22 protein-coding genes are annotated in these 19,447 nt (G+C 48.7%); all 22 read right to left on the bottom strand.

The features are described 5' to 3' along the window. Positions 1-114: 114 nt before the first annotated feature. Entirely contained in the window at positions 115-813 is a 699-nt protein-coding gene (locus tag LI114_RS09535; RefSeq protein WP_227220470.1) for an IS66 family transposase zinc-finger binding domain-containing protein, read from the bottom strand. 131 nt (positions 814-944) lie between these two features. Further along, positions 945-1,301 (bottom strand): IS66 family insertion sequence element accessory protein TnpB, encoded by a 357-nt coding sequence (gene tnpB, locus LI114_RS09530; protein WP_227220469.1) that lies wholly within the window; start codon positions 1,299-1,301, stop codon positions 945-947. Next, positions 1,298-1,624 (bottom strand): IS66 family insertion sequence element accessory protein TnpA, encoded by a 327-nt coding sequence (gene tnpA, locus LI114_RS09525; RefSeq protein WP_227220468.1) that lies wholly within the window; start codon positions 1,622-1,624, stop codon positions 1,298-1,300. Before tnpA ends, tnpB begins: the two co-directional genes overlap by 4 nt. A 305-nt stretch (positions 1,625-1,929) precedes the next feature. Next, positions 1,930-2,451, bottom strand: a complete 522-nt coding sequence (locus LI114_RS09520; RefSeq protein WP_227220467.1) for an ATP-binding protein — start codon at positions 2,449-2,451, stop codon at positions 1,930-1,932. Then, positions 2,448-3,086: a CatB-related O-acetyltransferase gene (locus LI114_RS09515; RefSeq protein WP_227220466.1), complete on the bottom strand. Its 639-nt coding sequence runs from the start codon at positions 3,084-3,086 to the stop codon at positions 2,448-2,450. The genes LI114_RS09520 and LI114_RS09515 overlap by 4 nt, the downstream gene beginning before the upstream one ends. Before the next feature lie 209 nt (positions 3,087-3,295). Beyond that, complete coding sequence (gene rlmD, locus LI114_RS09510; protein ID WP_227220465.1) at positions 3,296-4,663, bottom strand: 23S rRNA (uracil(1939)-C(5))-methyltransferase RlmD; 1,368 nt, start codon at positions 4,661-4,663, stop codon at positions 3,296-3,298. Beyond that, positions 4,647-6,143: a coproporphyrinogen dehydrogenase HemZ gene (hemZ, locus tag LI114_RS09505; protein WP_227220464.1), complete on the bottom strand. Its 1,497-nt coding sequence runs from the start codon at positions 6,141-6,143 to the stop codon at positions 4,647-4,649. The genes rlmD and hemZ overlap by 17 nt, the downstream gene beginning before the upstream one ends. Before the next feature lie 18 nt (positions 6,144-6,161). Then, positions 6,162-6,785, bottom strand: a complete 624-nt coding sequence (locus LI114_RS09500; RefSeq protein ID WP_227220463.1) for an MBL fold metallo-hydrolase — start codon at positions 6,783-6,785, stop codon at positions 6,162-6,164. A gap of 12 nt (positions 6,786-6,797) precedes the next feature. Then, positions 6,798-9,098 (bottom strand): RelA/SpoT family protein, encoded by a 2,301-nt coding sequence (locus tag LI114_RS09495; RefSeq protein ID WP_022127297.1) that lies wholly within the window; start codon positions 9,096-9,098, stop codon positions 6,798-6,800. Positions 9,099-9,142: 44 nt separating this feature from the next. Beyond that, complete coding sequence (gene recJ, locus LI114_RS09490) at positions 9,143-11,167, bottom strand: single-stranded-DNA-specific exonuclease RecJ (RefSeq protein WP_227220462.1); 2,025 nt, start codon at positions 11,165-11,167, stop codon at positions 9,143-9,145. Positions 11,168-11,338: 171 nt separating this feature from the next. Continuing rightward, positions 11,339-12,115: a hypothetical protein gene (locus tag LI114_RS09485; protein ID WP_227220461.1), complete on the bottom strand. Its 777-nt coding sequence runs from the start codon at positions 12,113-12,115 to the stop codon at positions 11,339-11,341. Between the two features lie 152 nt (positions 12,116-12,267). Next, positions 12,268-12,606, bottom strand: a complete 339-nt coding sequence (hisE, locus tag LI114_RS09480; protein ID WP_022127300.1) for a phosphoribosyl-ATP diphosphatase — start codon at positions 12,604-12,606, stop codon at positions 12,268-12,270. A 1-nt stretch (position 12,607) separates the two neighbouring features. Next, the gene (hisI, locus tag LI114_RS09475; RefSeq protein WP_227220460.1) at positions 12,608-12,958 is read right to left on the bottom strand and encodes a phosphoribosyl-AMP cyclohydrolase; all 351 of its coding nucleotides are present in this window, start codon (positions 12,956-12,958) and stop codon (positions 12,608-12,610) included. A gap of 21 nt (positions 12,959-12,979) precedes the next feature. Next, positions 12,980-13,339: an SdpI family protein gene (locus LI114_RS09470; protein ID WP_227220459.1), complete on the bottom strand. Its 360-nt coding sequence runs from the start codon at positions 13,337-13,339 to the stop codon at positions 12,980-12,982. Between the two features lie 4 nt (positions 13,340-13,343). After that, the gene (gene hisF / locus LI114_RS09465; protein ID WP_227220458.1) at positions 13,344-14,099 is read right to left on the bottom strand and encodes an imidazole glycerol phosphate synthase subunit HisF; all 756 of its coding nucleotides are present in this window, start codon (positions 14,097-14,099) and stop codon (positions 13,344-13,346) included. Between the two features lies 1 nt (position 14,100). Beyond that, the gene (gene hisH / locus LI114_RS09460; RefSeq protein WP_227220457.1) at positions 14,101-14,715 is read right to left on the bottom strand and encodes an imidazole glycerol phosphate synthase subunit HisH; all 615 of its coding nucleotides are present in this window, start codon (positions 14,713-14,715) and stop codon (positions 14,101-14,103) included. 1 nt (position 14,716) lies between these two features. Then, a complete protein-coding gene (gene hisB, locus LI114_RS09455; protein WP_227220456.1) occupies positions 14,717-15,295 on the bottom strand; it encodes an imidazoleglycerol-phosphate dehydratase HisB in 579 nt (192 codons plus the stop codon). 33 nt (positions 15,296-15,328) lie between these two features. Continuing rightward, positions 15,329-15,682: a TIGR04076 family protein gene (locus LI114_RS09450; RefSeq protein ID WP_227220455.1), complete on the bottom strand. Its 354-nt coding sequence runs from the start codon at positions 15,680-15,682 to the stop codon at positions 15,329-15,331. 11 nt (positions 15,683-15,693) lie between these two features. After that, the gene (locus LI114_RS09445) at positions 15,694-16,101 is read right to left on the bottom strand and encodes a hypothetical protein (protein WP_227220454.1); all 408 of its coding nucleotides are present in this window, start codon (positions 16,099-16,101) and stop codon (positions 15,694-15,696) included. A gap of 36 nt (positions 16,102-16,137) precedes the next feature. Beyond that, the gene (gene hisD, locus LI114_RS09440; RefSeq protein WP_413770902.1) at positions 16,138-17,421 is read right to left on the bottom strand and encodes a histidinol dehydrogenase; all 1,284 of its coding nucleotides are present in this window, start codon (positions 17,419-17,421) and stop codon (positions 16,138-16,140) included. Between the two features lie 60 nt (positions 17,422-17,481). Beyond that, positions 17,482-18,126, bottom strand: a complete 645-nt coding sequence (gene hisG / locus LI114_RS09435; RefSeq protein ID WP_022127309.1) for an ATP phosphoribosyltransferase — start codon at positions 18,124-18,126, stop codon at positions 17,482-17,484. 24 nt (positions 18,127-18,150) lie between these two features. Beyond that, positions 18,151-19,350 (bottom strand): ATP phosphoribosyltransferase regulatory subunit, encoded by a 1,200-nt coding sequence (gene hisZ, locus LI114_RS09430; RefSeq protein WP_022127310.1) that lies wholly within the window; start codon positions 19,348-19,350, stop codon positions 18,151-18,153. Positions 19,351-19,447 lie beyond the last annotated feature (97 nt).

The raw sequence follows: 19,447 nt of genomic DNA, 5'->3' as shown, positions 1-19,447 counted from the left end.
TTTTTGCAAGCTTTACCGCCTGCACCTTGTACTCATTTTCATATTGTTTATTTTCCGACATTTCTTTACCTCCATTTTTTTCTCTTTTTATTTTACTTCTTTGAGGTTGGAGTGTCAAGTTTTATTATACAGGATCGTTCTGCTGAGTACATATCCAAGACGTTCCCAGTCCTTTTCCTGACGGTACAGCGGAACAGCATTGACGTACTTTTGGTATATCACCCACGCAGCCGTTGACGCAGACGCAAGCGAATGTGGCAAAACAGGTGCCGGCACAAATCCGTGCAAAAATACAGGCATATTCTTTTTCTCGCACTTTTTGCAGCCATAAGTATTGCTGTAATACTTCTTTACGATCAGCTTTGCTGGGATAAGCTCTACCTCTTCACGGACATATTTTTTGCCGATAACTTTCATCTCCGAACCGCAGCGAGGACATTTTCTTTCTCCATCGGGAATGGTGCAGGTGATGACCTCGGTCTCGATGTTCTTTATGATCTCATCACGTTTTGTCTTTGCACTTTTTCTGACATAACCCTTGACATCCTTCTTTACAGGCTCTTCCGTTTTCTCTGCATATTCCTGTTCGGCCTCGTTGAAGAAAGATTGCTGATCTTCACATTCGGTTCGCTCGCTTGATGCTCCGAATATTTTATGCTTAGAGAGTATCAGCGCTTCAAGGAAGATATGATTATCTTTTCTGAGACATTCATTTTCGACCTCTAATTTGTCGATCTTTTTATCACGCTTTCTGATCTCTTTTTCAAGTACAGCGATATATTCCTCTTTTGTCATATTGCCTCTTTCTATCACTGTACTCACCTCCGAAAGTAAGATCTCACTGTATATATTTTACCATAAAAAGCCCGAAAAGTCTATTAAGATCAGACATTTCGGGCATAGAATATATATCAACAAATATGTTCATTTTTTCTGTTGAAAACTCAGCACACTTTTCCTTTCTTTGCAGGTTTGATGGCTGTTTTTTGATCTATCGAAAGACCTTCAAGCAGCCAGCGAAATTCCTGCCGGGTTATCAATTTCGCTTCATTGGAATCACGTGGCCATTTGTATTTACCGCTTTCAAGACGCTTATACAGCAGGACGAATCCGTCCTCTTCCCAGAGCAGAGCTTTGATGCGGTCACATCGTTTCCCGCAGAACAGAAAGAGGCTTCCTGAAAAAACATCAAGTCCAAAATTCTGCTGAACGATAGCAGTAAGACCATCTATTGCTTTGCGCATATCGGTATATCCGCACACAATGTAGATATGCTCCGCATGGCTCACATCACCTATCATCGAAGAACTCCCAGCAGCCGTTTCAGAGTGTCCTCATTGAAATCATCGGGCAGATTGACGACTACGTTTCCTACGGACAAAGATATCTGTTCGTGTGATACTGCGATTTCCGGTTCAGTACTTACCGGAACGATCTCATGCTTTTCAACTTCGCCGCACAAAGCCTTACGCACCCGATTCAGGCGGTAGTAATAGGTTTTCTGATTTATGCCATTCTGTCTGCACCACTGTGAAACGTTCAAGCCGCTTTCATTTCTGAGCTGCTCCATTTCTGCCCATTGCTTTAGTCTGACTTCGTTCTTTATCCTTGCTATTTCGTTCATTCTGATCAACTCCGGTTCGACTTACTTAGATAATTCTAGTTTACTCTATTTGGAGTTGGCTGGGTAGGGTGGTGGGTTGTTGGGCGGGGACGTTCTTCTGTTGTCAGCTTATCAAGCTCGGACTCTATCGCAAAAAGCTTGTCACAAAAGTCTCTCGCCGTCTTAGCTATGCTGTCTTCGCTGACCACTTCACTGTGGAATTCAAGTCCGGGATCACAATCGACATCGAAGCATAAAAAGGCTCCTCGCCGCCGACGTAATTGCCGGTAGTGAGGAGCCTTGGTCTGTCTGAAAAATGGAGGTGGTCATTTCAAAAGTAGTTTTATTACTTGTTCATAATCCTCGTCGATCAGAGTTACAGACTCGCCATTCTCATAGCAGCCCCTGATGTACGCCTGATTATCTTCTCTCAGCTGCTGAACCGTAATATACTCGTCTTCAAACCTTGATTCAATATCAGAAGCGTGTGCTTTTATCTCATCGAAATGTACATCAATGTATTTAGCTGTCATTGCAAGGCATATAAATCGAATGTTTCCCAGATACTTGTCATCAAAATCCTTTCTCCAACCAAATGGAATGTAACATCCTTCTACAATGAGATTCTGATTATTCTCGATTGCTGTTTTTATCATCTCTCGGATAATCGGCCAAAGATAAACTATAAGTTCATCATCGTCCTCCGGCGTAAGATCGGTATTCCCGCTGCAGATCAGTCCCATTTTCAGATGATCGATGGACAGATACGGATAGTTGTATTTTTCGAGCATTTTTTGTGCAAGAAGCGTTTTTCCGGTGTGTGATGCGCCCGTAATCAGTATGATCATAGTTTTGCCTTCAATTCCTCTCTAACCTTTTCCAAATCGCTGCACGTCAGGATAGGAATCAGCTCGTTGATTTCTGTGATGCTTTTATCCCACCATTTGAAGCGAAGCATCAGATCGATCAATTCTTCATCAAATCGTTTTCTTATGACCTTTGCCGGATTTCCTGCCACTATGGTATAGGGAGCAATATTACTGCCGACAACACTGTTAGCTCCAATGATTGCTCCGTCCCCTATGTTTACTCCGGGAAGAATTACTGCATTCTGCCCGATCCACACATCGTTGCCAATTACGGTATTACCCTTGAACGGCATATCCGATGCTAAAGGCGCTTCCATATCCCATCCATCCAGCGTATAAAACGGGAATGTGGATACAGCGCTCATCTGGTGATTGGCGTCATTCATGATGAACTCAACGCCCGTTGCAATCTGACAGAACTTCCCGATGATCAGTTTATCCTTGCTCCATGGATAAAAGTTCGTCACATGACTCTCAAATTCCGAATCGGCAATATAGGTAAAGTCTCCGACAGTGATATTCGGATTCTGAATTGTGGGCTTTACATAGATTTCTTTATCATATCCTGCAATCGGATGGATCATATTCGGATCGGGTGCTTTCCCATGTTTCATCTTATCTCCTCCTCTGACATCTATCTCACAGCCACAACTACCCGACATCTAACTTGGCAACTCAACATAGTGACATCTATCGTGGCAACTCAACTCTCACACTTTTTGAGCGGGATTGCCCTTGGATAAGTTACTGAGAAGCGTTTCGTCTGCCAGATACCAAAATTGCCCGATTGCCCGAAAACCGCAGTATTACTGGGCTTTCGAGCCTATTTCCCTTCAACCCTTGACATCAATACTACCGTCTCCACATGCCCCGTCCGCGGGAAAAAATCCGCCGCCATGCACTGCTCAGCTTTGTAACCCAGCTTCTCCAGCTCGGCACAGTCGCGCGCGGCAGTCGAGGGGTTGCATGAGATCATTACTATCCGCTCGGGCGACATCTTAGCTATGTATTTCAGCGTTTCGGGCGTGCAGCCTTTTCGCGCCGGATCAGCAATTATCACGTTCGGCAGCTCGCCGCGCTCGTATAAAGTCTGCGCTGCCTGCTCCGCATCGGCACATATGAACTCTGCATTCTTTATCCCGTTCGCAGCGGCATTTTTCTTCGCGTCGTCTATCGCGGGCGCTACTATCTCTACGCCTATCAGCTTTTTCACGCCTGCCGCCATCGAAAGGCCTATCGTGCCCGCGCCGCAGTAAAGATCCAGCAGAGTGTCCGTCGGCTTCAACTGCGCATACTCTCTTGCAAGCTCGTATACGCGCTCAGCCTGAAATGTGTTTATCTGGTAAAATGAATGCAGCGAGATCGCTATCCTGTTGCCGCACATCTCGTCGTATATCTCTTCCCTGCCGCAAAGTACTTCGCTCGACTTGCCAAGTATCACATTCGTGCGATCGGGATTTATGTTCATGATGAAAGACTTTATCTGCGCAAACTCGCCGCATATCTGCTCGGCTATCTCCGCAAATACACCGCGCCGCTTCGCTGATGTCACAACGATACAGACCATTATCTCGCCGCTGTGCGCGCCTTTTCTCATGTAAATGTGCCGCAGCAGTCCCCTGCCGCTCTCCTCGTCATACGCCGTGACCTTCCGCTCAGTGCATAATTCCAGCAGTCTGCTGCAGATCTCAGTGAATATATCAGGTATCAGCGCGCACCCTTCCGAACGAATCACCCTGTGCGAACGCTTTGCATAAAATCCGCTGAAAAGTCTTCCTTTTTCGTCTGCCGCTATCGGGAACTGCACCTTGTTGCGGTAGTGCTCGCTGTTCTGACTGCCGATGATCCCCTCAAATTTCGGTGAAAGCTTACCTATCCGCGTGAACGCACTGTATACAAATTCTTCCTTTGCTCTCAATTCTGCCTCGTAGCTAATGTGTCTGAACGAACAGCCTCCGCATTTGCCAAAAGCCCCGCAGCCGTCCTCGCAGCGGTCTGCCGAAGCGGTTATGATGTTCTCGATAATGCCGTAGCAAAAGCTCTTTTTCACCTTTACTATCCTACATTCTATCACATCGCCAACAGCCGTCAGCGGTACGAATACCGCTATACCGTCAGCCTTACCGACGCCGTTTCCCTCGTTCGTAAGTCCGGTTATCTCAAGCGTTACAACATCATTTTTCTTCAGCATAAAATTCCTCTATCTCGTTCTTCCGCTCCAGCATAATGTCAAAATGCTTGTTGTACTCCAGCGGATATTTGTAATTGAAAACTCTCTTCATCCTGCCGTTTTTCAGGTCTACCAGCTTTGTCGAGCCTGCTGCTCCCATAGCGATTATCGTCTGCACTTCTTCCATTATATAGATATTATACAGACTTTCATATCCGGACTTCACCCAGCCTATATTCTCCAGATTATCCACCATATTCTTTTGCTTGTACAGATAATACGGCTTGTAACCCGCGGCGTAAAGCTTCTCTGCCGCGTAGTCCACCATCTCGGCGGCGGGATTTTTAAACACTTCGCTCTTATCATCACTGCCGTTCAGCCGAGCCGAGCGTTTTACCGAAAGCGTGTGTACGGTTATGCTCTCGGGCGATAAAATTATCAACTCGTCTATCGTGCGCTTGAAGCTTTCTAGTGTGTCGGTCGGCAGTCCCGCTATCACGTCAGTATTTATAGAATCGAACCCCTGCGCGCGTGCAAGCTTGAAACTCTCGTAAAACTGCTGTGTGTTATGCTCCCTGCCTATCGCTTTTAGCACATCGTCATTAAGCGTCTGCGGGTTGATAGATATTCGCGTACAGCCGCCCTGCTTCATCGCTTCCAACTTTTCAGCCGTTACGGTGTCGGGTCTGCCCGCCTCTATCGTGTACTCATGCACTTGCGAAAGGTCGAAGCTTTCAGATACCGCCAGCATAACTCGCCCTAACTGCGGCGCTGTGAGCACTGTAGGAGTGCCGCCGCCGAAGTATATAGTGTCAGGCTTTATGCCTATGCGCTCGGTGAGCTTTGCCGTGTATCGAATCTCGTCACAGAGATTTTCTATGTATGCAGGTATTATTTTCTTAACGCCCGCTCCCGAAGCCGACTGCGATATGAACGAGCAGTACGAACATCTGCTGGGGCAAAACGGCACGGAAACGTACAGCCCGAATGTACTTCCGCCGCTCTCTTCAAGCTGTTTCAAGAACGGCGCCTGCGAAACGGCAGTGTCGTAGGCTATGCTGCACTTTTTTGGTGAGATCAGATAATCGTTCTGCAAGGTGCGAAATATTTCATCCTTCGTCAAGCCTTTGTCTATAAGCCTGTTGACCTGCTTCACGGGTCGTACTCCCGTAACTATGCCCCATTCCGAAACTATGCCCGTTAATGCGCTTACCGACTGATACACCAGCTTTGAAAGCTCCAGCTCACACTCTCCTTCAGCCGCATTTGGCGTTAGAGAAGAAACGCGGCGGCAGTTTTTACCGCCTATCCGCGCCGCTGCATACAGCAGAGTTTTTCTTTTCGTTCTCAGCTCTCTTGCAAAAACATAGTCCTCGTCAGCCGCAAGTTCCGCCGCTTCTTTTTCCGCATATATAAATTCAAAATGCTGCGCGGGAAAGAAAAGCTTCATCACAGCCTCTATTTCATATTTGTAGTCGTTTCCGCTGAAAATAATTTTCATGTTTTTACTATCCCCGTTTTAAATTAGGTATGGATTATATTTGCGCTCGCTATCAAGCGAAGTTTCGCACATATGACCAGGCAGTATGCGCAGGTTTCCGCCAAGGTCTTTTATCTTTTCCATGGAGTACATGAGAGCGCTGTAATTGCCGTCAGGCATATCGGTCCTACCTACCGAGCGTGCGAAAAGCGTGTCGCCCGAAAACATAACGTCACCCGTAATATAGCATACCGAGCCGGAAGTGTGACCCGGTGTATGCAGCACGTCAAATTCCAGCTCGTCCTGCTTGATTATATCGTCCTCAGTTATAGCTATCGACTTATCGAAAGGCTTATAGCCGCGCACGCGGAAAAGGTTTATCAGCAGTCCGTCAGTATCTTCGCTGAGCTTTGCCTGATCCATTTCGTGTATATACACCTTACAGCCCGTTTTCTCCACAAGGTCTGCAACAGCGCCAACATGGTCGAAATGACCGTGAGTAAGCAGTATTTTTTTCAGAGTAAGCCCGTGTTTCAGTATCTCGCCGTATATGTAATCGGCGTCGGCGGGTGCGTCTATAAGCACTGCGTTGCCCTCGTTGGTAGCTACTATATAGCTGTTCGTATCGCACACGCTTAGCGGCTTGAGCTTGATTATCTCCATGATACTCTCCTTTTATTTTCCGCTGCGTTCAACGGATATTACGTTCTTTATCTTCTTTATCCTCGCAACAACGCTGTTTAGCTGATCCATGCCCGCTACGCTGAGCGTTACTGAGAGGATAGCGTTGCCGTTTTTCAGCTCGCGCGAGGAGGATTCGTATATATAAATATTTATCATAGCGAGGGCTGATGAAACGTCTGCCAGCAGACCTATTCTATCCACCGCTATAATGTCGAGCGTGGTCTTGAAGTACACGGGGTCGGTCTTTGAGCTTTCCCAGTGCACGGGTATCCAGCGGTCTTTTTGGTCGGGATCATCCTTTTGCGAGAGGTAGTTTGCACAGTCGCACTTATGCACCGAAACGCCGTGGCCGCGCGTGATAAAGCCTACTACGTCGTCGCCCGGCAAGGGGTTACAGCACTGCGCGAATTTTACCACGCAATCGTCTATGCCGTCTACCACAACGCCCGACTTCTTCTTTATGCTCTTAGGCTTAATATCATCCTGAGTGACCTCGGGCTGCTGCTTTTCGGAATACTTTTTCGTATACTCCACTTTTAGGCGCTGCATGACCTTTGAAAGCTGCACGCCGCCGTAGCCTATCGCTGCAAAGAAATCGTCCAGCGTTTCGCAGCTGTGCTTGCGCATATCTAAGCGCAAAAACTCCTCTAAGTCCTCTTCGGGAACGCGCATATTATTGCGGCGAAACTCGCGCTCCAGCGCATTTTTGCCCTCGAATATATTTTCCTCGCGGCGCTCTTTTTTGAACCACGAGCGTATCTTCGACTTAGCCTCGTTGGTCTTGGCGATATTCAGCCACGAGCGGCTTGGACCGTGGCCCTCTATATTGGTAGTAAGTATCTCGATTATCTCGCCTGTCTTGATCTGATAATCGTAAGAAACCATCTTTTTATCTGCTTTGGCGCCGCACATTCTGTGGCCTACCTGCGTGTGTATGGCGTAGGCAAAATCTATAACTGTAGCGCCCTTCGGCAGGGTTATCATATCGCCCTTTGGCGTGAAAGCGAAAACGTCCTCTGGGGCAAGGTCGTTCTTTATGGCGCGGACTATCTCCTCCACGTCGTTCGACTCCTGCTGCGACTCTATTATCTGGCGCACCCAAGCTATGCGGTTATCCTCTTTGCTGCTGCCGCCCTTTATGCCCTCTTTATACTTCCAGTGCGCGGCGATACCGTATTCAGCCATGCGGTGCATTTCCCATGTGCGTATCTGCACCTCAAATGGTATGCCCTCTCTGCCGATAACTGTTGTGTGAAGCGACTGATACATATTCGGCTTCGGGGTAGAGATATAGTCCTTAAAGCGGTTAGGTATCGGGCGGAACATATCGTGTATTATGCCGAGGACGTTATAGCACTCGGGTATGGTATTTACGATTATTCTTACTGCGTAGCGGTCGTATATCTGGTCGATGTCTTTGCCGTCGCGGTAGACCTTTTTATATATACCGTAATTCGACTTTACTCTTCCGTCTATCTGCGGCAGGGGGTCGAAATTCTCTTTTTCAAGGCGTTCGTGTATCTTCTTTTTGATATTCTCGATGAGGTTCTCGCGGTCGTCTTTGCGCAGTTTCATCTGCTCCTCTATCTCCATATATGCGTATGGGTCGAGGTAGTAGAAAGCTAGATCCTCTATCTCGTCTTTGATAGAGCTTATTCCCAGGCGGTGAGCTATCGGCGCGTAGATGTTCATAGTTTCGTGCGCTATGGTGCGGCGCTTTTCCTCGCGGCAGTATTTCAGCGTGCGCATATTGTGCAGGCGGTCGGCAAGCTTGATTATTATAACGCGAATATCCTCACTCATAGCGAGCAGTATCTTACGGATATTCTCGGCTTTTTGCTCTTCTTTGGTAAATATTTCCACCTTGCCCAGCTTTGTAACGCCATTTACGAGCATAGCTACATCGCTGCCGAACTGCTTTTCAAGCTCCTGCAATGTGCACTCTGTATCTTCCACAACGTCATGCAGCAGTGCGGCGCAAATAGTGTCGGTATCCATTCCAAGCTCCAGCAGGATATACGCTACTGAGAGCGGGTGGCTGATATACGGCTCGCCCGACTCGCGCTTTTGGTCGTGGTGATACTTTTCGGCAAGCTTATAAGCTTCGACTATCTTAGAAAGATCATACTGCTTCTCGCCGTCGAGGATCTTTTGTATCAAAGCGTCGATGGTAATATCCTCCTTGACCTGCACGAGGTAATCATTCTCCCTCGGCGCTGGCAGGTAGGGCTGTATACCCGCAGGCTCGGTCTTTATAGCGTCGTTTTTTATATTGTTATCCATATTATCCATGGCTGTAATACCCTCTCTCAGAATGATATGTAGTCTAAAAAAAGCTATCTTGAAAGCTGCGCGAGCAGGCGCATAGTTGGCGCGGCGCTGAGGTCTGCCTTAGCCTTTACAGGCAGAGTTTTTATGCTCTGGCGCGAAGGCGTGAACTGCGCTATACCCGCTTCGCAGAATATATCGGCTATGATATGCAGTTTGCAGAAATTCATAGCGGGGCTGTTTATTTTCATGAAAAGCGTATCGAGCGCCACCTCGCCCATAGCCGCTATGAGCTTGTACATATTTACCAGCTCGGCGCGGGTAGGCATTATCTTCGCGATGAATGCAGGCGGCAGCGGCACGCCTTTTCTAAATTTTTCGTAGCAGTCGCGCGCGGCGAGGTACTTGCCCGTATCCATGCCGTGCGGCTTTATATCCTCGGCTTTTATCGCTATGCTCTCGTTGCCGTTAAAGACGTTTATCTCGATATTCGCGGCGATGTCGATAACGCTGCCGATACTAAAGAAAAGCTCCTGCGGCGGCGTGGAGAATATCAGTGCCTGAAAGCGTTTGCCGCCGTAGGTGAAGTCTATCTTGCTGTGTTTGCCGCCCGAAAGCGGGTAGACAGCGTTTACACGGCAGTTAGGCAGGCAGAAAAGCGGATAGGGATTGCCCGCGCCGAAAGGCTCGAGAACTTCGAGCGAGCGGATATTTTCTATAGTAATATCCTCGGGCGGAATGACCATATCGCATTCGGTAACGTCGGCGGGCATAGCGCGCAGTTTATCGGCGAACTCCTGCACCTTAGCCTTAAACTGCGGCAGGTAGCGTTCTTTTAGCGAAAGACCGCCCGCGCATTCGTGTCCGCCGAATTTATCGAGATATTCCGAAGCGTATGTTAGGCAGGCGTGAATACTGAAACCGGGCAGACTGCGCGCGCTTCCGCGGGCAGTGCCGTCCTCGTCGATAGAGATTATGATATTCGGCTTGCCGTAAGTTTCCATAACGCGCGCAGAAACTATGCCTATAACGCCGTGGTGCCAGCCTTTACCGCATAGCACGAGCACGCGGTCGTTGAGCACGGCGGGGTCATCGTCGATATATTTATATATCTCTTCCAGAATAGCGCCCTCAGTTTCGCGGCGAACAGCGTTAAGCTCTAGCAGGCGCTCGGTAAGAGAATCGGCCTCTTCGGGGTCTTCGGTAAGCAGAGCCTTTAGCGCGAGCAGGGGTGAATCGAACCTGCCTGCGGCGTTTATCTTAGGGCAAAGGCGAAAGCTCAGCGAGCGGGCGTTGAGCAAACTGCGGTCGGGCTGCACCTTATCTATCAGCGCGTTAAGTCCGTAATTTTCGGTATTTTGCATATACATAAGACCCTGGCGGACTATACTGCGGTTTTCGCCGCGCAGGGAAACTACGTCGCCTACAGTGCCTATACTGCAAATATCGGCGTACTGCTCTACCACGGCTTCAAAGCCGCCGTCAAGCGCCGCGCAGAGTTTCAGCGCAACTCCCGCGCCCGCGAGGTCTTTAAATGTAGACGGGCAATCGGCGCGGTGGGGGTCTACCACGGCTTCGGCGCGCGGGAGTATCTCGGGCGGCTGGTGGTGGTCGGTAACTACAAGCTTCATGCCGAGTTTGTATATCTCCTCAGCCTCGGCAACGCAGGAGATGCCGTTATCCACGGTAACGATAAGCTCTACGCCCTGCTCATGCAGTTTGCGCACGGCGTCTATCGTCATGCCGTAGCCTTCCTCACGCTCGTTGATATAATATGTAACGTTCGCACCCATGCTTTGCAGGTAGCTGTAAAGGATAGCGGCAGCGGTAACGCCGTCGCAGTCGTAATCGCCGTAAATACAAATAAGGCGGTAGGAATCTATAAATTCATTGATAGTATCAGCCGCCTGCTCCATATCCGCAGTAATGAGGGGGTCTTCCAGCTCGTCATCGCTGAAAAAATCGACAACCTGCTGAAAATCGCAGAAACCCCTAGCCGTCATAAGCTTCAGCGCAAAAAGGCTTAGGTCGCATTTCAGCTTCATCTCACCCGCAAGTTTAAGATCGGGCGCGTTTACCTTCCATTTTCTCATAATATGATCGTCCTTAATCGAAAGCAGCAAAAGCGCTGCGTGAATACAATAATACTATTATAGTATACCACAAAATACGCTTTTTTCAATAGGCTACGCTATATTTAGCAAAAAAATTCACAACGCACCGCAAAATACGGCACGCTGTGAAAAATATTCTGTAAAATTTTATCAGCCCTTAGGTTCTTCCTCGGCGGGCTCTTCCTCGAGCTTCGAGCAGCAGGGCTTATGCTCGGTAAGACCCTGCGGGAAAAATTCGCCTATCGGGAAATTGATCTTATCAAAAAGCTCGCAGGGGGTATCGGTATTGGTAGAGCATTCCTTACCGGGTATGCAGTAATCGAACGCGGGTATCATGATAGGCACGGGGCGCTCTAGCTGGATTATCGCGAAAATGCCTATTGTGATAAGCACATCGTTTCTCTCAGCCGCGGTATTGGGCACAAGCTTAGCGTCAAGGCACATAGGCTCGGCTATGCTGACCGCCGCGGTAGGCAGCGCCGCAGATGAGCAGCAGGCAGCGCAGCCGCTGGTCTTGGAAGCGTAGCGAAAAGTGCTCATGCCGTCTGACACGAAGCGCTGGGTATTGCCGTCGCTACCGAAAAGAATGACCTTTTTCGAGAAGGCAGCTCTGCCGTAAACGATGGTAGGCGTTTCGGTATTTTCAAAATACGCTTCGATCTCCGCCCTGAAATTATATGTTACGTCTACGGTATAGAAGCCGTTGTTGAAAGGCACGGGGTCGATGGTGAAGCTTACGCCTGTGACCTGTATGCACTTAGTTTTGATGTAAGATGCGGTATTGATCACCTCCTGCTCGGCAGTAGAGAATGAAAACTGTAAGTCTTCAAGACATTCCTGCGAGCTGCATGAATCGAACACCCTCATCACGTCTACGCAGACCGCTTCTTTAAACGGCTTATTCGGATTGCAGTTCATTTCGCTCATAATAAAATCCTCCTGACATAAATGTACTCCCTTCGGGACTGCGGCGGGGCATAGCCGCCGTTTGTACATTCTATTCAGGCAGATGAAAAATTGTGCATAGAGCAATACCGCACAAAAAAGGCGGAAAAGATTTCCGCCCTGTTATCATATATTTAGGTATTCTTATCTACCTGATGGAAAGTTTTGAGATTTCCTATCTTTTCGTTTCTCTCATCAAGTATCTTCTCGACGTCAGACCACTCAAGACCCTGATTTGCGGCGAGCACCATAACGTGGTAGAGCAGGTCGTTTATCTCGTTCGCAAGCTCATCGTTATCGCCGTTTTTAGCAGCTATAACGGTTTCGGTAGCTTCTTCGCCGACCTTTTTGCATATCTTATCAACGCCCTTATCAAAGAGGTACGCTGTGTAAGAATTTTCCTTAGCCTTGCCGTTTTCGTAATCAGCCTTTCTCTGTTTTATAACAGCAAAGATCTCTTCATAAATAGTCATATCAATTCTCCTCATTATAAATTTCATTGAAGAAGCAGCTATACGAGCCTGTGTGGCAGGCAGCGCCCGTCTGCTTTACGTTTAGCAGCAGGGTGTCGTCGTCGCAGTCTGAATAGATGGAAACTACCTTTTGCAGGTGGCCGCTGGTAGCGCCCTTATTCCAAAGCTCTTGACGCGAACGACTCCAGTACCATGTATAGCCTGTTTCGAGAGTTTTTCTCAAGCTCTCCTTATTCATATAGGCGAGCATGAGCACCGTTTTGGTGTCAACGTCAAAAGCTATCGCAGGAACAAGCTCGCCCTTGACAAAATACTTGTCAAGATCGTTAATATCTATCTTGATCTTACTCATTATCGGGTTTCCCTTCGTTTATTATTTATCGCCGAATTTTTCTTTCAGCTCTTTCTCCACGCGGGGTATCGACAGAAGCATTGCGGCAGTCTGCAAAAGCATGAGCGCGCACATCAGCGCCGCGCCGTAAGCTGTGCTGATAAAGAAGTACGCCGCGCAGAAAGGCAGAGATACCGCCGCCGCAATCGAGCCTATTTTTATCCACAAGCCGCCGCAGCGCTCGTTCGCGAAAACCCATGATTCGCGGCTGCTCATAGAGCGAGCTGTGCGGTAGCCGACGGTGGGATTCGGTTCGGCGGAATGGCAGTTTTTCATGATATACCCGCAGATGATTATGACCGCGGGCACAAAAAATGTCAGCACCGTATAGAAAATACTCATTTTTTTACCTCACGATTATCCCCTTGCTGCGGCAGTCCGCCTTGACCTGCGAAACGGTAAGCTCTTTGAAATGGAAAAGGCTTGCCGCGAGCGCCGCAGAGCAGTCGGTTTCTAAGAACGCTTCGGCAAAATCGCCGAGCTTGCCCGCACCGCCGCTTGCTATAACGGGTATCTTTACCGCCGAGCAGACAGCTTTAAGCATAGGAAGGTCGAAGCCGCCGCGCACGCCGTCGGTATCTATGGAATTAAGGCAGATCTCGCCCGCGCCGAGCTGCTCGATGCGCTTTACCCAGTCGATGAGGTCGAGCTGCATATCAATCCTGCCGCCATTGATATAAACAGTCCACTTATTATCGGCGACTTTTTTTGCGTCGATGCCGACGCAGATGCACTGGCTGCCGAAAATATCAGCGCCGTCTTTGATAAGCTGCGGATTCTGAACAGCCTGCGAGTTAACGGAAACTTTATCAGCGCCCGCGCGCAAGGTATCTCTAATATCGTCAACGGTCTTGATACCGCCGCCGACCGTGAGGGGCACGAAGACCTTTTTAGCAGTTTCGCGGACTACGTCGAGCATTACTCCCCTGCCCTCGTGCGAGGCGGTTATATCGTAAAACACGATCTCGTCAGCGCCCTGAAGATTATATTCATAAGCGCAGGCAACGGGGTCGCCGACCTCTTTTATGCCCTCAAAATTAACGCCTTTTACCACTTTTCCATCGCGGACATCAAGGCAGGGTATTATTCTTTTTGCCAGCATATTACTTTCCCTCCACTGCAAGTTTCACGAAATTTTCGAGTATCTTCAAGCCTGTTTTACCGCTCTTTTCTGGGTGGAACTGGCTGCCGAAGATAGTCTTTCCGTCAGACACCATAGCGGGAACTTTACCGCCGTACTCAACGTATGCGCAAAGAGCGCTGTCGGCGCAGAAAGCTTTATAGGAATGAACGAAGTAAACGTACTCGTCATCGGTAAGGCCGTCAAAAAGCGGGCATGGCTGATTATAAACCAACTTGTTCCAGCCCATATGCGGGATAACGAGGTCGGGCTCGTTTATCTTATCGACATAGCCTTTTATCAGCCCCAGACCCTCGCACTCTTCAAACTCAAAGCTCTTTTCAAAAAGAAGCTGCATACCCAGGCAGATACCGAGGAAAGGCTTCAGCTTTGCCTGCTCTTTAACGGTATCTACAAGGCCGCTTTCGGTGAGCTTTTTCATAGCCCATGGGAAAGCGCCTACGCCGGGGAGGATTATCGCGTCCGCAGCTTCGAGGTCGGCTTTATCGGCCGTAAGCTTATTTTCTACGCCGAGGAAATCGAGCGCATTTTTTACCGAGAAGATATTTCCCGCGCCGTAATCGACTATTGCTATCATTTTACAACACTCCCTTTGTAGAAAGTACGCCGCCGCCCGTTACCGCCATAGCGTCTTTAAGGGCGTGAGCGACAGCTTTGAACATCGCTTCGATGATATGGTGATCATTTTTGCCGTATTCCTCGCGGATATGCAGCGTTATCCCAGAATTCATCGCGAAAGCTCTGAAAAATTCTTCGGTAAGGCAGGTATCAAATTCGCCGCAGCGGAAATCGGTGAAATTCGCGCTGAAAGCGAGGAAAGGTCTGCCGCTTATATCCAGCGCGCAGAAGCTGAGGGCTTCGTCCATAGGCACATAAGCCGAGCCGTAGCGGGCTATACCGCCCTTATCGCCCAGCGCCTTAGCGAAAGCCTGACCCAGCACTATACCAACGTCCTCTACCGTATGGTGGCCATCGACATTAAGGTCGCCTGTGCAGTTCACCTGCATATCTATACCGCTGTGAACGCCGAAAGCTGTGAGCATATGGTCGAAAAAGCCTATGCCTGTATCGACATTCACCTTGCCATCGCCGTCAAGCTTGACGAAGACCTCAATATCCGTTTCCTTAGTTTTTCTTTTGATCTCTGCTGTACGCATATTTGTCACCTGCTTATGAAAAATTGTGTGTATTTACTGCTGTTTCCAGAAACCGCCCGTATGGAAGTTAGGGTTGCCGAGCGGCTTGGCGGTAAGGCGGAAGATAACGCAGCCGTCGGGGCAGACAATATCTTTTACATATTTGCCGCTGCCGCCGAGATTTGTAAGGTCGCCGCCGCTGCGCACCGCCTCCATCAGCGGGTAAAGCACAATCATGGTCTTTGAGCATATACCGGATCCGTCTTTATTTACGGGGCAGCCGTAGGTACAGGTATACTTATCGCCTATCTCCTCGCCGTTGCGGCAATAGCGCACGGGAGAATCGCCGCGCAAATAGCCCGTGACCTCTACCTCAAACTCGTACTCTTCATCATACCATTTATTCACGGCGCTTCCCCTTACTGCATTACCTGCTGCATGATAGCGTCGAAAGCGGCTTCATTGCGCTTTGAGAAGTAAAAGCGGAAGCCGTCGAGGGTAAGCTCGCCGTCCTCGCCGTAAGCGAGAAGATCTTTAAGCATTACGAGCGCGTAACGCTCTTTAAAGATGAATTTGCCCTTATTTACCAACGAGTAGCTCGCAATGTCCTCATCAGAGATGGAAACACACCATATACCTCTGCCGTTATTTGCCATTATTCTCTGATTTGTCAGCGCGAAAACGGTGTTGTCGCCGCCGAGCATCGCGCCCTGCGATGTTCCGAAAACCGCCAGTTTACAGGTAAAGACTACCTTTTCGTCGTCCTTAAGCTGAAAACCATATTTATTCCTCACTTCGGGGAGCGAGTCGAGATATGCTCTGTTCATTATTTTTCTCCTAAAATTTTTAGTATTGTTTTGGGTTTAAAACCTTACCTTGATAGCGTTTGCATGAGCGGTAAGGCCTTCCTTTTCGGCGATGAGAACTATATCGTCCTTAGCCTCGCGCAGAGCCTGCTCGGTATAATATGTAAAGCTGGTGCGCTTTTCAAAGCTGTTTACGCCGAGGGGCGAGAAAAAGCGAGCTGTGCCGCTGGTAGGCAGAACGTGGTTCGGGCCTGCGTAGTAATCGCCGAGGGGCTCGGAAGCGTATTTGCCGAGGAAGATAGAGCCTGCGTTATCGAGCTTGCCGATATACTCCATCGGGTTATCGAAAAGTACCTCGAGGTGCTCGGGGGCGAAGCGGTTTGCGAGCGCGCAGGCTTCGTCCTTAGTCTTGCAGATAAGGATAGCACCGTAATTTTCGAGTGAGCTTGCGATTATCTCTTTTCTCGAGAGGTACTGCATCTGTCTTTCTATCTCAGCTAGAGTCTTGTCAGCAAGCTCTTCGCTGGTAGTAACGAGGATAGATGAAGCGAGCTTATCATGCTCAGCCTGCGACATAAGGTCGGCAGCTACGAATTTCGGGTCGGCAGTTTCGTCAGCCATAACGAGGATCTCGCTAGGGCCTGCTATCATGTCTATATCTACGGTGCCATAAAGCAGTTTCTTAGCGGTAGCTACGAAGATATTGCCGGGGCCTACTATTTTATCTACTTTCGGTATCTCCTCAGTGCCGTAAGCGAGGGCTGCGATAGCCTGTGCGCCACCCGACATAAATATCCTGTCAACGCCGCAAACGGCAGCCGCTACGAGAATATCCTTATTGGGAGTACCGTCTTTAAGCGGAGGAGTTACCATGATTATCTCCTTAACGCCCGCGATCTTTGCGGGGATAGCGTTCATAAGAACAGAGGATGGGTAAGCAGCCGTGCCGCCGGGAACGTAAAGGCCTACTCTTTCAAGACCTCTTACGCGCTGACCGAGGATAACGCCGTTTTCCTTAGCGTTTACAAAGCTCTGGGACTTCTGGCGGGTGTGGAAATCGGTGATGTTTTCTACCGCGTTGAGCAGAGCGTCGGTAAAGGCGCTGTCCGCTTCGGTAAGAGCGTCGTTTATTACCTCGCGAGGTACTTCGTAATACTGCGGAAGCTTGCCGTCGAACTTTTCGGTATAAGCTTTTACAGCGCTGTCGCCGTTAGCCTTTACGTTTTCGATTATCTCGGTAACTACTGCCGTTACCTTTTTATCAGTTTCGCCGCTGCGCTTTTCTACCTGCTTGAAAAACTCTTCCTCAGCAGCACCGTCAGCGACGATCTTTCTCATGATTGCCATTTTCTATTCCTCCAATTTAAACTTCAAACACAAAGCACTTTTGCGATGCAGAATTTACTGCTCGGGCTTATCGAGCGCTTTTTCCACCAGCGAGATGAAGTTTTCTATCTCCTGCTGGCGCATTTTCATGCTTACCATATTTACAATAAGGCGGGCGGATATGGGGCAAACGTCCTCTATTACCTCCAGCCCGTTTTCTTTAAGGGTAGTGCCTGTTTCGACAATATCGACTATACCGTCGGATAGTTCGAGCAGGGGGGCAAGCTCTACCGAGCCTTCTATCTTAACTATCTCGACATCCATGCCCTTGCTTTCAAAATAATTGCGGGTGATGTTGGGGTACTTGGTAGCTATAGTCTTTACGTTATAGCCGCCGTAAAACTTCGAGCCTTTTTTAGTAGCGAGGGCGAATTTGCATCTGCCGAAGCCAAGGTCTACAAGCTCGAAGAACTTGCCCTGCATCTCCATTATAGTATCCTTACCGACAACGCCTATATCGCACACGCCGTGCTCGACGTAGGTGATAACGTCGTTCGCCTTAGCGAGAACTACCTCGATATTGCCATCGGGGATAGGGAGAATGAGCTTTCTGCCCTTTTCTCTAACCGCGGTGCAGTCGAAACCTATCTTTTCAAACAGACCAACGGTATCTTTTTCAAGTCTGCCCTTTGTAAGAGCTATTCTAAGAGGTTTATTCATGATAAAAATTCCGTCCTTTGCGTTTTATATTTCTATGTGCGATACGTTTTCGTTAATGATAAATATTTTATGTATACCCTTTGAAGCCGCGTATTCTTTGGTTTCCTCAAGGGTATCAAAAAGGCTGTTTTCTATCACCATGCCGTCGCGCACAAGCTTCTGCGCAAAAGCTATCGCCTCTACAACATAGCCCTTTTCGCCGAAAACTATGCAGTCGGCAGATTTGAGGGTAGGAGCAAGGCAGTTCTTTCTGAGGTATCTCGCTATCTCATCGCAGTTCACGCCGAAGCCTACCGCGGGGCAAGGCTCGCCGAACTCAGCCATAAGGCCATCATATCTGCCGCCCTTGAGCACCGAGCTGCCTACGCCGGAGATATAGCCCTTGAAAACTATTCCCGTGTAGTAATCGGTATGGCTTACTATTCCGAGGTCTACCGAGATCTTGCCATCGTAGCCTAAGCTGGAAACGCGGCTGTAAACTTCTTTGAGAGTAGAAAGGATAGCCGTTATCTTATCATCGGTGAAAAGCTCGGCTGCCTTATCGAACACCTCTACGCCGCCGAAAAGGCGCGGGAGCTGCTTTAGTGTATGGGTTATCTGATTTTCGCCGACCTCATCAAGCAGGTCGTTGAGCGCGGGATAATTCTTCTGCGAGATGAGCAAGCGTATCTCTTCGCGCACGCGCTCGTCTACATCAAGACGGGCAACAAGCTCTTTGAAGTAGCCGATATGACCTATCTCGAGTCTGAACTTTTCTTCGTCGAACTCAGCAAGAGCCTCTACCGCTGTGCAGAGCACCTCGTAATCAGCGCGCTTAGTATTAGTGCCGCCCAGCAGCTCTATACCCGTCTGCACTACCTCGTCAGACCTGCCTTTAAGCAGCGCGTTGTTTTCATATATCGACTGATTATAGTAAAGGCGCAGCGGGCGCTTAGCGTCTTTAAGTCTGGTGGAAGCAAGACGCGCTATAGGTATAGTAGAATCGGGGCGCATAACTATCAGCCTGCCCTTAGAATCGGTAAGCTTGTACATACTTTCCTGCTGGAAATTGCGCGAACTGCCGCTGAAAAGGTCGTAAAACTCTATACCGGGGGTAACTACCTCACTGTAACCAAATCTGGAAAAAAGCGTTGTGAGTTTATTTTCTACCATTCTTCTTGCAAGACACTCCTCAAAGAGCAGATCTCTCGTGCCCTCAGGAGTAATTAGGTCATATCTTTTCATTTATACTTCTATTTCCTTTCCACTTATAATTACTTCATTATAGTAAAGTGCTAACATAGTAGCATATTACTTAAATATAATATCATACATCTTGCGC

The sequence above is a fragment of the Ruminococcus sp. 210702-SL.1.03 genome (assembly GCF_020559915.1).
Lineage (GTDB): Bacteria > Bacillota > Clostridia > Oscillospirales > Ruminococcaceae > YE71.
This window is presented reverse-complemented; position numbering and strand designations above follow the sequence as displayed.

Excerpts from the sequence above, each read along its gene's own strand:
- tnpB (WP_227220469.1), bottom strand. The coding sequence starts at position 1,301 with ATGATAGGTGATGTGAGCCATGCGGAGCATATCTACATTGTGTGCGGA.
- tnpA (WP_227220468.1), bottom strand. The coding sequence starts at position 1,624 with ATGAACGAAATAGCAAGGATAAAGAACGAAGTCAGACTAAAGCAATGG.
- LI114_RS09520 (WP_227220467.1), bottom strand. The coding sequence starts at position 2,451 with ATGATCATACTGATTACGGGCGCATCACACACCGGAAAAACGCTTCTT.
- LI114_RS09515 (WP_227220466.1), bottom strand. The coding sequence starts at position 3,086 with ATGAAACATGGGAAAGCACCCGATCCGAATATGATCCATCCGATTGCA.
- rlmD (WP_227220465.1), bottom strand. The coding sequence starts at position 4,663 with ATGCTGAAGAAAAATGATGTTGTAACGCTTGAGATAACCGGACTTACG.
- hemZ (WP_227220464.1), bottom strand. The coding sequence starts at position 6,143 with ATGAAAATTATTTTCAGCGGAAACGACTACAAATATGAAATAGAGGCT.
- LI114_RS09500 (WP_227220463.1), bottom strand. The coding sequence starts at position 6,785 with ATGGAGATAATCAAGCTCAAGCCGCTAAGCGTGTGCGATACGAACAGC.
- LI114_RS09495 (WP_022127297.1), bottom strand. The coding sequence starts at position 9,098 with ATGGATAATATGGATAACAATATAAAAAACGACGCTATAAAGACCGAG.
- recJ (WP_227220462.1), bottom strand. The coding sequence starts at position 11,167 with ATGAGAAAATGGAAGGTAAACGCGCCCGATCTTAAACTTGCGGGTGAG.
- LI114_RS09485 (WP_227220461.1), bottom strand. The coding sequence starts at position 12,115 with ATGAGCGAAATGAACTGCAATCCGAATAAGCCGTTTAAAGAAGCGGTC.
- hisE (WP_022127300.1), bottom strand. The coding sequence starts at position 12,606 with ATGACTATTTATGAAGAGATCTTTGCTGTTATAAAACAGAGAAAGGCT.
- hisI (WP_227220460.1), bottom strand. The coding sequence starts at position 12,958 with ATGAGTAAGATCAAGATAGATATTAACGATCTTGACAAGTATTTTGTC.
- LI114_RS09470 (WP_227220459.1), bottom strand. The coding sequence starts at position 13,339 with ATGAGTATTTTCTATACGGTGCTGACATTTTTTGTGCCCGCGGTCATA.
- hisF (WP_227220458.1), bottom strand. The coding sequence starts at position 14,099 with ATGCTGGCAAAAAGAATAATACCCTGCCTTGATGTCCGCGATGGAAAA.
- hisH (WP_227220457.1), bottom strand. The coding sequence starts at position 14,715 with ATGATAGCAATAGTCGATTACGGCGCGGGAAATATCTTCTCGGTAAAA.
- hisB (WP_227220456.1), bottom strand. The coding sequence starts at position 15,295 with ATGCGTACAGCAGAGATCAAAAGAAAAACTAAGGAAACGGATATTGAG.
- LI114_RS09445 (WP_227220454.1), bottom strand. The coding sequence starts at position 16,101 with ATGAACAGAGCATATCTCGACTCGCTCCCCGAAGTGAGGAATAAATAT.
- hisG (WP_022127309.1), bottom strand. The coding sequence starts at position 18,126 with ATGAATAAACCTCTTAGAATAGCTCTTACAAAGGGCAGACTTGAAAAA.
- hisZ (WP_022127310.1), bottom strand. The coding sequence starts at position 19,350 with ATGAAAAGATATGACCTAATTACTCCTGAGGGCACGAGAGATCTGCTC.